At 60.6% G+C, this 11,737-nt stretch carries 13 protein-coding genes and 1 pseudogene; 7 read left to right on the forward strand and 7 right to left on the reverse strand.

Annotated elements, in window-relative coordinates; genetic code table 11:
- From CAF92_RS27235 to CAF92_RS27705, 3 genes and pseudogenes are all read left to right on the forward strand, one after another.
- Positions 1-1,519 (forward strand): annotated as a pseudogene (locus CAF92_RS27235) (hypothetical protein); the annotation flags it as partial.
- Between the two features lie 91 nt (positions 1,520-1,610).
- Positions 1,611-2,282, forward strand: coding sequence for a DUF6708 domain-containing protein (locus tag CAF92_RS24275; RefSeq protein WP_256573798.1), 672 nt, complete (start codon positions 1,611-1,613; stop codon positions 2,280-2,282).
- A gap of 188 nt (positions 2,283-2,470) precedes the next feature.
- On the forward strand, positions 2,471-3,241 hold the full coding sequence (locus CAF92_RS27705) for a DUF6708 domain-containing protein (protein WP_256573799.1): 771 nt from the start codon (positions 2,471-2,473) through the stop codon (positions 3,239-3,241).
- 25 nt (positions 3,242-3,266) lie between these two features.
- Here CAF92_RS27705 and CAF92_RS24285 read toward each other — a convergent pair whose 3' ends face one another.
- The 3 genes from CAF92_RS24285 to CAF92_RS24295 all read right to left on the reverse strand — a co-directional run bounded on the left by CAF92_RS24285 (position 3,267) and on the right by CAF92_RS24295 (position 6,507).
- Positions 3,267-4,160 (reverse strand): DUF2950 domain-containing protein, encoded by an 894-nt coding sequence (locus tag CAF92_RS24285; RefSeq protein ID WP_085602155.1) that lies wholly within the window; start codon positions 4,158-4,160, stop codon positions 3,267-3,269.
- A complete protein-coding gene (locus tag CAF92_RS24290; RefSeq protein ID WP_085602156.1) occupies positions 4,157-5,614 on the reverse strand; it encodes a DUF3300 domain-containing protein in 1,458 nt (485 codons plus the stop codon). The genes CAF92_RS24285 and CAF92_RS24290 overlap by 4 nt, the downstream gene beginning before the upstream one ends.
- A 233-nt stretch (positions 5,615-5,847) precedes the next feature.
- Positions 5,848-6,507: a VIT1/CCC1 transporter family protein gene (locus tag CAF92_RS24295; protein WP_085602157.1), complete on the reverse strand. Its 660-nt coding sequence runs from the start codon at positions 6,505-6,507 to the stop codon at positions 5,848-5,850.
- Positions 6,508-6,634: 127 nt separating this feature from the next.
- Here CAF92_RS24295 and CAF92_RS24300 point away from each other — a divergent pair, with 127 nt between their 5' ends.
- Positions 6,635-6,886 carry a hypothetical protein gene (locus CAF92_RS24300; RefSeq protein ID WP_046615364.1) on the forward strand — a complete coding sequence of 84 codons (252 nt, stop codon included), beginning with the start codon at positions 6,635-6,637 and terminating at the stop codon, positions 6,884-6,886.
- 81 nt (positions 6,887-6,967) lie between these two features.
- Entirely contained in the window at positions 6,968-7,687 is a 720-nt protein-coding gene (locus CAF92_RS24305; protein ID WP_085602158.1) for a TorF family putative porin, read from the forward strand.
- On the opposite strand, the gene CAF92_RS24310 is transcribed toward CAF92_RS24305, so the two are convergent.
- On the reverse strand, positions 7,684-8,556 hold the full coding sequence (locus CAF92_RS24310) for a DMT family transporter (protein ID WP_085602159.1): 873 nt from the start codon (positions 8,554-8,556) through the stop codon (positions 7,684-7,686). The two genes, CAF92_RS24305 and CAF92_RS24310, sit on opposite strands and share 4 nt — an antisense overlap.
- Before the next feature lie 102 nt (positions 8,557-8,658).
- Complete coding sequence (locus tag CAF92_RS24315) at positions 8,659-9,069, reverse strand: RidA family protein (protein ID WP_085602160.1); 411 nt, start codon at positions 9,067-9,069, stop codon at positions 8,659-8,661.
- Between the two features lie 211 nt (positions 9,070-9,280).
- Between CAF92_RS24315 and CAF92_RS24320 the strand changes: the two genes are divergently transcribed.
- Positions 9,281-9,604, forward strand: a complete 324-nt coding sequence (locus CAF92_RS24320; RefSeq protein ID WP_085602161.1) for a hypothetical protein — start codon at positions 9,281-9,283, stop codon at positions 9,602-9,604.
- 42 nt (positions 9,605-9,646) lie between these two features.
- Here CAF92_RS24320 and CAF92_RS24325 read toward each other — a convergent pair whose 3' ends face one another.
- Complete coding sequence (locus CAF92_RS24325) at positions 9,647-9,859, reverse strand: PLDc N-terminal domain-containing protein (RefSeq protein ID WP_046615369.1); 213 nt, start codon at positions 9,857-9,859, stop codon at positions 9,647-9,649.
- Between the two features lie 107 nt (positions 9,860-9,966).
- Complete coding sequence (locus CAF92_RS24330; protein ID WP_085602162.1) at positions 9,967-10,437, reverse strand: FAD/FMN-containing dehydrogenase; 471 nt, start codon at positions 10,435-10,437, stop codon at positions 9,967-9,969.
- Between the two features lie 159 nt (positions 10,438-10,596).
- On the opposite strand from CAF92_RS24330, the gene CAF92_RS24335 reads away from it, so the two are divergent.
- Positions 10,597-11,604, forward strand: coding sequence for a GlxA family transcriptional regulator (locus CAF92_RS24335; RefSeq protein ID WP_085602163.1), 1,008 nt, complete (start codon positions 10,597-10,599; stop codon positions 11,602-11,604).
- Positions 11,605-11,737 lie beyond the last annotated feature (133 nt).

Consider the following 11,737-nt stretch of genomic DNA (forward strand, 5'->3'; position numbering starts at 1 on the left):
GGTGTCGCTGACAGTGGGCGAATACATGAGCCTGCTCAATGAAGCCCTGGAGGCGCGGACCGATGCGTTTCTGCAGCAGGTAGACAAGCAGTTCCGTGACCCACTGGGCCGCAAGGTGCGGGCCATGGTGCTGAGTGGTGCGATCAATATTGCGGCAGCGGGTAACCGTAGCCAGATGATCGAGGTGATGCTCTGGACGCTCGAAAGCGCCGAGAGTTTGCAGGCGCGGCTGGTGCAGTTGCGCGAAGGTGCAGTCGCTGGCGTCGGGGCGCTGGTACGCAATGTTGCGATTGGTGCGGGTACGCTGCGTGCGCAGGGTTCCGATGGTTTGAAAATCAGCTCGATAGCCGCACAAAACATGGCGAGTGATGCTATGCGCAGCATGCGGGATGCGGCGACTAGTACCGGAAGCGTAGGCCTGCTCCTTACCTTGGGCAGTATATGGTTTCAGCAGGACAGCCTGGGCAAGAACTATCGAGCGCTGCATGAAACAAATACAAGCAACCCGGAAGCGCTCGCAACAATCTGGTCATCATCGCTTGGGGTACTTGGGGCAAGTGTTGAAACAGCAGGTTTCACCATAGCGCTGGTACGTCCCAATCCAGAATGGCCTGGAACAATCACCAACTCATCGTTGGCAAGCAAATTAGCCAGGTATGGTGGTGCTATCACAGCTATGGCAGGCCTCATGGATGGAGCACAGTATGCCTTTGCAACTTTCCGCACAATTGAAAATGGCGACAACACGGCCTCATCAAAATATCGTATTGCCAGCGCAACAGCTTTCCTATCGACATTTTCTGGAGTAGCTGTGGCATTCGGAAAAGCCGCTCTGCTCGGCCCCCTTGGCATTACGATAGTGCTAGTACTGGCCACATACACATTAGCCACAATAGCAAAACGGAAAGAGTCAACACCTACGGAGCTATGGTCAAGGCGCTGTAGATGGGGCATTCCAACAGCGCAACGTGCGTGGTCCGAAGCCGAGCATCTTGACGCTGCGATTGGAGCCCTCAATGCAGCAACTCTTGGTGTCCAGGCAGATGCTAGAGTCAACCTTAGCTTGGCATCGAATGCTCATCTTGATACTGCCGCGCCGGAGGGAACGATCATTAGCGATGGTCACGCGGTACCTGCAGTTTTCATGCTCGATTTCCACTTTACCTTACCAAACTATCAAACCAACCGATCTTACTACCGCTGGGAATTAAACCTTTATCAATCCGGGTTACACGAAAACACAATAACCCTCTCAGGCGAGAGCGCACCAAACTCCGTACTAACGATCGCACAACCCAGCGATGTAAATATTTTTCCACTTGGCAATGACAAACAACACCAGAGCAGATTCGACAGCGAACGAGGAGTATTTACCACCCAATATTCCTTACCGCTGCATGACAACCACCACATTCGCGACATCAAATTCATCTTAGATTATCGCCCGAATAAAAATGACGATGCAGGTAATGCACGCCTGGAGATCAAAGAAAATAAAATAAAAATCAAGGACCTCTGACAATATGAATCGCCCACTATTAAATCCACCTAGCCCACGCTGGATAAAGGACCTACCCACACCTTGTGAGTCGCCTACTGTAGAACCTCTCATGGAAAAACAAGCACCGAATCATCAGTGTGCCATCTACTTAGAGATCGCCCGACAAAGCACTACACCGCGATGTGCAAGCTCAATACTTACCGTGATACTATGCATTCCACTCACGCTCAATATTTATTTAATGCTCTCACTACTCGACCTCAAAAATCCAGAATCCATAATATATTCGACCCTTGAGCTCATACTAATAATCTGGGGAGTTGCCACAGGAATTCTTATTGATACTACGCCACCACTCGACGAACCTATCAGATTCAACCGCCTACGCCAAAAAATCTACGCCTACAACTTTATACGCCAGTGGTGGAATCCTTTCGACAAGGGCAAAATCGCAGCTGTGAGTTACGACTGGTCGCAAGTCCGAGCTGAATTGTGGGCACAAACCAGAAGTGGGTTCATTGTCAGATGGGGCGTCATGCTTTCAATCGTAGCACCGGGCACGAACAATGTTATCGACCGTTTCCACCTGAGTATGATGGGTACCGATGAGCTTACGTGGGCCTATATCTGCACCTACATGAAAGAAGGCCCCTCGGCACTACCCCCGCCCGGCACACCTAAAGACCATGACGATATTCTCTGGTGTGAGTTCGCCCTGCGCTTGGCCCCCCGAGTAGCGTGGCCAACGGAAATGGATCTGGAGTCGAGAACCGCCCCCTGAGGTTGGAACAGAGGGAAAGTGAATCAGTCATCAGTGATAGCAGTACGGTGGCCGTAGGCTTTGTACTGAACGCTTATCAATGGAAGCTGGACTTGCCTTGTTTATTGGCCTGGTTCTGATTACAAGTCAGCTCGAGCACAGATAATAATGGCAGAGAACTACATGCACCGCTTGGAGCCCCTGACAAAATGGCCCGACCCATATTAAATCCTGCCTGCCCGGGCTGGAAGGAAGACCTGCCCGCCCCTTACACAGTCAACTCCATAGAAAAATATATGGGCAATCAAATACCTAACCATCAATGCATGACTTACTTAGAGATTCCGCGACAAAGCGTATCATCACGAGGACTGATTTCAGCCTTCGCCTTCCTCTTGTGCATATTTTTCGCCTTTAGCCTTTACATGATGACACTTACGCTCGACCCCCGAAATTTTAAATCGCTGCTGCTCTCAATATCTGAAGTCTTCCTGGTTAGCTGGCTGGTTACTATAGGCCTTCGCATGGATATTTCTCCACCTCGCGACGAACCCATCAGGTTCAACCGTGCGCGCCAGAAGATCTACGCCTACAACTTCAAACGCCAATGGTGGAACCCCTTCGACAAAGGCAAGGTCGTGCCGGTCAGTTACGACTGGTCCCAAGTCCGCGCCGAGCGCTGGTCACAAACCGGCGCCCTGCCAAACGGTGGGGTCATTTTCAAATGGGGTGTCATGCTGTCCATCGTCGCGCCGGGCACAAACAACGTCATCGACCGTTTTCACCTGAGTACGATGGGTGCCGACCAGCATGCCTGGGCCTACATCTGCACCTACATGCAGGAAGGCCCCTCAGCCCTGCCACCACCTGGGGCATCCAAGGATCACAACGATGTGCTCTGGTGCGAGTTTGCCCTGCGCCTGGCACCCAAGGTGAGCTGGCCAGCTGATATGGACCTTGAATCGCGAACCGCACCTTGAACCGGCCACGGCGGGTGCGCCTCACTCAATCTCCCGCCGGCACATCCACCACCTTCCAGCTGTCATCCGGGTCGAAGCGTTTCATCTCCTTGGCCAGCTTGTCACCGTGCGGCCCGAGGTCTTTCTCGAACACCTCGCCGTCATGGCTGATCATGAAGCTCATCACCCCGCTGTCATCGTACCTGGCCGGCCAGGCAACCATGGCGAAGCCACGGCTCATCTGGTTGCCGATCAGGTAGCTGTACGCACCGCCAGGGGCGGATGGGCCTTGTGCATCGAGGATGCGGAAGTGGTAGCCATACCAGGCATCGCCGACCACGTCCTGGCCGAACAGCGGGCCCAGCGGGCTGACCTGGCCATCGCCATCGTCATCCCAGTACAGCCCATCATGCTTGCCGGGCTCGCTGAATATCTTCTGCGCGTATTCCAGCGCACCGTTGCCGTTGTGGTCCTGGGTGGCGTAGTCCATCTGCGCGTCGTGGTAGGCCAGCAACGACTGCATGGCGCCCAGCTCGTTGCGGCCGATGCGCCTGGCGCGGATTTCGGCGCCGCCGGCCTTGAGGTCGAAACGCCAACCCTCGCCACCTTTGGTCAATGGTATGGGCAACGTCCAGTGATCACTGCCCACCGCGAGGATGGCCTTGTTCGCCCCCGACATATCGATGCTGTGCTGCTCGCGATACTGCTCAAGGAACGTGTCCACGTCACTGCGTTGCACACCGCCGCGCGGTATGTAGGTACGCCAGTCATCGCCCAGTAACCGGGCCAGGCGGCCTTCATCAGGTTTCTCCTCACCCAGCGCCGCAACGAAGGATTCCACAGCCTTTTCTGGTGTCGGGAAGGCGTCCTGCGCAGCGGCCAGGCTCGACCAGGCCAGACCCGCTGCGATTACCAGTGCCGCTATCGATTGACGGTTCATCGACGGCCACCTCCCCCGCGGCGTGCGGGCGCACTGGGCCGGGAAATCTGGTGCCCTGCGGCACGCGATGCGCTCGGGCGCTGGGCGAACGACTGGCTGGTGCGGCCACGCCTGGCCTGCGCGCTGGTGCGCGAGGGTGAACGCACGCCGTCGAAGGCATTGTTACGCGCCCGACCGGCGGTATTGGAAGGCCGGTTTTGCGCCAGCTGCCGCCCCTGGCCTTCGCCCTGCCTGCGCGGGCTCACCTGGTTGTTCTGCTGCCGAGCCTGGGTGTTGCGGGTTTCCTGTCGGCGGTCAGTTGCCCGCGGGTTGTCGCTACGAGGCTGCATGCGGTTGCCGACCGAATTGCCCGCCTGCGCCTCGCGCATCTGCTGGCGTGCCTGGCGGTTGCTGGTGGCCGGCCGTTCGATGCCGGCCCGGTCCATCGACGCCCTGGCCTTGTCCCGCGCCTGGGCGCGCTGGGCGTCATCGCCGCGGAAGGCAGTACGCTGGGTGGCACCGTCAAGCTGGCGACCGTACTGCTGGCGGCTGCGAGAGTCGCGGTACGGCACGCCGTCGCGGTTGGCGGCGTTGTGCTGCCATTTGTTCTGGTTGTTGGTGATGCGATTGTTGGCGTTGATGTTGTTGTAGCGATTTACGTCGATGTCGATGTCGTTGTTGCCCCAGTCACAGTCACCCCACAGCGAGGCGACGATTGCCACACCGGTACCGAAGGCCAGGCCCGCCACCAGCGCGGAGCCGGGGTAGTACATGGGCGGTGGCGGGTAGTACGCCGGCGGCGATGCCGGGTAGGCCCAGGTGCCGTAGGTGGTGGTCGGGTTGTAGGTGGGTACGTACACCACTTGCGGGTCGGACGGCTCGATGATGATGGTGGTGGGCGGGCTGCTGGTCGTAACGGCCTGCGCGCTTTTACCGCTGGAGGCCGGTGCCGGTGCTGTCTGCACGGTCACGCTCTGGTACTGGTTGCTCTGCAGGTTACCGGCGGCCTGGGCCTGGTGGCGCAGGCGCTGCACGCCGCCCATGACATCGTCGGGCTGCGCGAGGAAGGCGTCGCCCAGGCGCTGCACCCAGACCGGGTCCTGCCCCAGAGTCGCCAGCACCTGCGGGAAGGCCACCAGCGCTTGTACGCTTGGATCCCAAGGCTGGTTCGCCACCTTTTTGACCGCATCGTCACCGGTGGCCTTGGGGTTGGCCCTGGACCAAGTCACCGCTTCGCTCACCTGCCCCGGATAAGTCGAAGCCATCAGTACCTGGGCCAGCAGCGCATCGGGGTACAGCGCGATGGGCGCGAGCATCTGGTCCAGTTGCTCCTGGGTGAACACCGGGTCCTTGGTCGCGACCGTGTCGGCTTGTGGTGCCGGGTCCGGAGCCGGTACATCTTCTGCCAGCACCAGGCTGGGCGGGGCGCTCAGATACAGGATTACCGACAGGACCGCTGACAATGGGATGCGCATCGCTTCTCTCCATGAGGTCAGACCGCGTGGATTAAGGGTAGCAATGGCGATGCTTTTGGCCAGATGCGCGGGCGCAAACTTTTCGCGCTTTAAAGGTAAGGGTGGTTGCTGCTTTTGAAGCTATCTCAGGGCTGGGTTGAGATCTGTAATTGAGGCTGCCGACAGGACAAACGCCACACCAAGCAACAAGGCCGTGAACGCGTCCGCGACATCAAATAATGAGCGGTTGATGCTCAGCCGCCCAGGGCGATGATCGCCAGGATCAGTGACACCCCGACAACCGCCAGGACCACGCCGGTCAACAGGGTGCGACCACCGGAATAGCGTGCCAGCAGCCAGCCCGCCAGGAACAGCATGGCCAGGGCGACCAGGTTCGATACACGGATGGCCGTACCGGTGGTGTCGATCAGCAGGAACGGAATGACCAGCGGGAAGGTTGCCAGTACCACCAGCAGGAACGTGGCCAGGGCCGCCCTGAAATCATCCAGCCCCAGGCGTGCCGGCAGCGGGCGCCCAGCATCACGCAGCATCCGTCCGCGCAGCATCTCCAGCCCGTCTTCATCCAGTGCCAGGCCGATGCGCTCTGGCAGCGCATCGGCAATCAGCCTGCGCCCCTGGGTAATATCGCTGGCTTGCAGGCGGGCCAGCAAGGTCCGGCTGCGGGTGCGTTCGGTCCAGGTGCGCAGCAGATAGATGACCGCGTCGGCCAGGCCCCAAGCCAGGTTGCAGCCGAGCGCCGCAATCAGCATCAACCGGGCGTCTTCGCGCCCTGCCGTGGCCACGCTCAGCGAGCCGATGAAGGTCATCGCCATCAACAGGCCGAAGATGACTTCGGTGATCCGGTCGATCGGTTGCAGCACGCCCCGTTTACGCGGTTGCTCGTCTTGCCCCATCGCACCCTCCGGTTCTCTGGAACCATCGATAGTCACTATCGAGACTGGCAATTTCTGCCGAACGACATGGCCGAATAACCTAGCTCCATCGACTCGCCACCCGCCCTCTGGCCCCTGGAGCTACCTGATGAACACCTTGGCCCGCCTGCTGTCCACCACCCTTGCCGTTCTTGCCATCGCGATCGTCAGCGGCTGTGCCAGCCACCCCGAACTGCGCCCCTACACCGTCGAAGAAACCCGTCAACTGCAACTGGAAGCCTTGCAACGCCGTGGCCTGTCGCTGGACGACTACGAGCAGCAACGGCGGGTAATCCAGCGTGCCGGCAACCTGCCCGTGGTGACCGAAGCTGCAGATGCCGACCGTTCGACCAAAGGCTGAGTGGGCCACCCAGAGGTTCCCTCCCGTTACCTGCACAGGTATGCTCTACCGCTCAACCGCAAGCCTTCCAGGACGGAGACCATGACCAGGCCCCTTCTGTTGCTGGGTGCTGCACTGCTGTTCAGCCCCGGGCTGCTGGCCCAACAGATCAAACGCGAACTGGGCGACTTCGACTTCACGCTCGGCACCACACCCTCACGCAGCATGGCCCAGGGGCTGATTTCGCCCAGCGCCATCGGTGCGTTCCACGGCGGCCTCGACTTCAGCCACCCCAGTGGCTGGTACCTCGGCCAGTACGCCCCGAGCATGGGTGTGACGCCCGACTCCACCCTGCGGCTGGATAGTTACCTGGGCTACAAGCACCAGTTCGACAGCAGCCTGGGCTACGAGGTGGGATTGATCCATTATAGTCAGCCAAACATCGCAGGCCCCGACAGCTATGCCCTGTACGGCGGTGTTTCGGTGCTGGGCAGCCGTTTCGGTGGCGCGCTGCGCAAGAACCCCGACAACCGCACCGGCACGCTGTTCGCAGACTTCGGCCAACTACCGCTGTTTGACGTCGACCTGAGCGTCAAGCTTGCCCATCACCGTCTGGGTACGCCATTCACCATTGGTGATGGCAGCCAGGTGAATGCCTTTTCCGATTGGTCACTGGAGCTGTCCCGGCCCTGGCTCGGCATCGACCTGAACCTGGTCTACAGCAACTCCAACCTCAGTGGTGGCGGGTGTGATGCGTACTCGGGCATCAACACCTACTGCGACAGCATGGTCACGCTCAAGGCGCAACGCAGTTTCTTTTAACGCCGCGACGTCAGCGCCAGGGCGATACCGCCCAGCACCACCACGCACGCCACCAGCAAGCGCAACGACAATGGCTCGCCGATCAGGCCAACACCACCCAACGCCGCAATCACCGGGACGCTCAGTTGCATGGTCGCCGCCTGCTGCGCGCTGACTTGCCTGACCACGCCGTACCAAACGGCATAGCCTGCTCCCGACGCCAGCACTCCGGAACCCAGCGCATACAGCAAGCCGAGCGGGCTCAGGTGCAAGCCGGCGCCCAGCAACAGCATCGGCACCAGCAGCACCAGGCATGGCAGGCTCCGGGCGAAATTGCCAGCAGTGTCGGCCAGCGGCCTGGGTGAGCCTTTGCCCAGCAGCGTGTAAACGCCCCAGGCCACGCCGGACAGGGCCATCACAAAGGCACTGGCGAGGGGTGGTGCCGCGGTACCGGGCAACAGCAGCACCAGCAGGCCGGCGAAGGCGATCAGCATGCCCAGCAGCATCCGCGCGGTGATGGGTTCGCCTTTGTACCAGGCGAAGCCGAACATGGTGATCTGCACCGCGCCGAACAGCAGCAACGCACCCGCGCCTGCGCCCAGTTGCAGGTATGCCGCAGAAAACAGGAATGCGTAGAGAAACAGTGCCAGGCCGCCGCGCCAGCTACCCCCCATGGCAAGCGCTGGTTTGCGCAGGCGGATCAACAGCAACAGGAACAGTGCACCACTGGCCAGGCGCACCATGGTGAAAGATGCCGGGTCGATGGCCCCTTCCTTCAGCGCGAGCCGGCAGAACACCGAGTTGGCAGCGAAGGCCATCAGGCTGAACAGTGCTAGCCAGGCCCAGCTTCGGGCCTTGCGGTCGGCGAGCGTGGTGGTGCCGGTGCTCATGGTGTGGTCACCTCTGAGATCAATTGTTGTTATAGCGGCCATGCTGCCAGCACCGGTATACAACAGAGTGGTTATCTGGCGCCACCACCGAATCGCCCGGCTCTATACCGCAGCCATCGCCTCGATTTCTACCAGCATGCCATCGAGCGCCAGCCGGGGTACCGGGATCAGCGTGCAGGTCGGCTTCATGCAGGGGCCCCAGGCCCTGTCAGCCTCGGCTACCCACTCACGCAGGCGCGTTTCGGAATGCCCGACGATCAGCAGGGTCAGCTTGAACACATGGGCCAGGCTGGCGCCTTTCGACGCCAGGGCAATCTCCAGGTTGGCCAGTGCCTGACGCGCCTGCTCGGCGAACTGGGACGACAGCTGCCCGTTGCGGCCTTCCCCGCCCTGGCCGGCGATGAACAGCAGGCGGCTGTCGGCACGAACCTCGGCGACATGGGAATAGGCATTGCCGCTGGGGTCGTACAGGCCTTCGGGATTGCTCATCTGAAACGCGGTTGAATGGCTCACGGTAAGCCCTCGATCAATGGGAAGAGGGACGAAGTATCGAACCTTGAGTTAACTCGAGGTCAAGCATGCATCGTGAAAGCGGGCTTGCCTGCGTAGGACGTTTCGCACAGCACGCTGGCTTTGTGGAACCACACGTTCGTATGCGCGGTGACCGCCAGGCGCTAGATTGCAGGGCCCGGCATGGAGGCCTGTACGTATGAAGGATAAAGCGATGAGCAAAAATCATTTTCAGCTGGCTTACACCATCAAGCCAAAAAACGCACGAGATGAAGACGATGCGGCAAAGGCGCGCCTGCACCTGCGCGAGAAAATTGGCCTGGACACCGTTGAACACATAGAGACTACCTTGCTCGGGGTCATCACGCTCAACAGCACCACACTCGCAGACCGCAGGCGCGACGCCGAAAAGCTGCTTCACGATTACATTCATGAAGCGCTCAAGGATCTTAGTGTGCTGTCGACCGTGAAGTTCTACGGCTGCCTGATGGTGGACGGGCTGGGGTCCGCCATTCGCTTCGAAATCCTGCCCAAGTGAACACCGACGGCCTCAGGCGCCCCGCGCCTGAGGCCGTTTCCATCATTTTTCCTGCAGTACCGCCCTGCCCTTCACCGCCCTAGGCCCGCGCCAGGCCCAGAACAGCAAGCCGGGGAATGGCGCGTAGACCACGAAGACGATCCACAGCATCTTGCGCTCGGCGCGCCGGTCACTGCCGATGATGTGCCAGATGGCCCAGATTTCCAGCATGATCACAAAGGCCGCGATGATGATCCAGATCGTTCCGATTTCCATGAGCGCTCTCCCATTTGGCATGTAATGGGTTGGGTTGCACAAGCGGCCCAGGGTTCAGATTGATTTGGCTGGCGGCATGGCACCGCGGCCCGTTACAGGAGCGGCTCTCAATGCCGCGGTGCAGTCTCCAGCGCCGCCTTCAACGCCGGCGCATCGGCAAATGCACGCTGGCTCACCAGCTTACCTTGCTCCAGTTGCAACCACTGCACCTGGCCATCCTGCCCGGGATAACGGCTGGCCACCCGCCCGTCGCGGTCGAGCAGAACCCGGTAGTTGTAATCGCGCATGGCGGGGATGGCGAACAGCTTGCTGATCAGCGCTGGCATGCGCTGGATGTCGGCAACGAACACCGCATCGCGCGCCTCCAGATAACCCTCGGGCTGGTCGGCCAGCGCCGCCTTCACCAGCTTGGCACCGTCCATGTCGCGCGCCACCAGCAGGATGTGCGTACCGGTGTCGAGGCTGTAGGCGTGGTCGTGCTGGTCGAGCAGCGTCCACGGGGCGAGCTTGTCGCCCGGTTCAAGGGCATTGGCCAGCAACGGCATCAGGCAAAGCAGCAGGGCAAAAGCGGATTTCATCAAAGGCATCCTCAGTGACGGGACATCAGCATAGCGCCAACGGCCACGTCAGGCAGGTTGCCTGAATACGACCTGGAATACGACACGGCCACCCGGGAGATTGTCTTTCCCCAGGCCAGCCGCCACACTCTCCAGGCCAGCCAGGAAGCGGAGTCCAGAGTGCCCACGCCACGCCAGTTCAGCAAGAAGACCAGCACCAGCAACATGCTGCGGCTGAAGTCCGCCAGCGCCAATGCCCAGGCCCCCTATCGGGTCGATTTCGTATTGCTCGAACACTTCTCGATGGCTAGCTTCACCGTGGCCATGGACGTGCTGGTCACGGCCAACCTGCTGCGCGCCGACAGCTTCCAGTTCACCCCATTGTCGCTGGAAGGCGACCGCGTGCTCAGCGACCTGGGGCTGGAGCTGGTGGCCACCGAGTTATCCGCCGAGGCGCTGAAAGAGCTGGACCTGCTGGTGATCTGCGGCGGCCTGCGCACGCCATTGAAGTACCCTGAGCTCGACCGCCTGCTGAGCGATTGCGCGACCCAGGGCATGGCCTTGGGCGGGTTATGGAACGGCGCCTGGTTCCTCGGCCGCGCCGGGGTGCTGGACGACTATGGCTGCAGTATCCACCCCGAACAGCGCGCCAGCCTGTCCGAGCGCAGCCCGCAGACGCGGATTACCCCGGCCAGCTTCACCCTCGACCGCGACCGCCTCAGCGCTGCCAGCCCCAATGGCGCCATGGAGCTGATGCTCGGCCTGGTGCGCCGGCTGTATGGCGACGGCCTGGCCGAAGGCGTCGAGGAAATCCTGTCGTTCTCCGGCGCCCGCTACCGCCAGGTCGGCGCGGGCGCGAAGAAGTCCATGAGCCTGCACCTGCGTACCATCGTCGAGCTGATGGAGAACAACCTCGAGGAAACCCTCAGCCTCGACCAGCTGGCCGCCTACAGCGGGCGCTCGCGCCGGCAGATCGACCGCCTGTTCCAGGCCCAGCTTGGCACTTCGCCGCGGCGTTACTACATGGAGCTGCGCATCACCAAGAGCCGGCGCCTGTTGCAGTATTCCGACCTGTCGGTGATGGAAGTGGCAGTGGCTTGCGGGTTTGTTTCGGTGTCGCATTTCAGCAAATGCTATGCGGCTTACTTTGGCTACCCGCCGTCGCGTGAGCAGCGGTTGGGCGAGTGAGCATCAAGGCTTCATCGATGTGTCGCCTGGGCCGGCCCTTTCGCGGGTAAACCCCTTCCCACAAGTACTGTGCAAATCTTTGGGACAGCAGTGATCCTGTGGGAGCGGGTTTACCCGCGAAGAAGCAAGCCCA

The sequence above is a fragment of the Pseudomonas sp. B10(2017) genome (assembly GCF_002113295.1).
Classification (GTDB): domain Bacteria; phylum Pseudomonadota; class Gammaproteobacteria; order Pseudomonadales; family Pseudomonadaceae; genus Aquipseudomonas; species Aquipseudomonas pudica.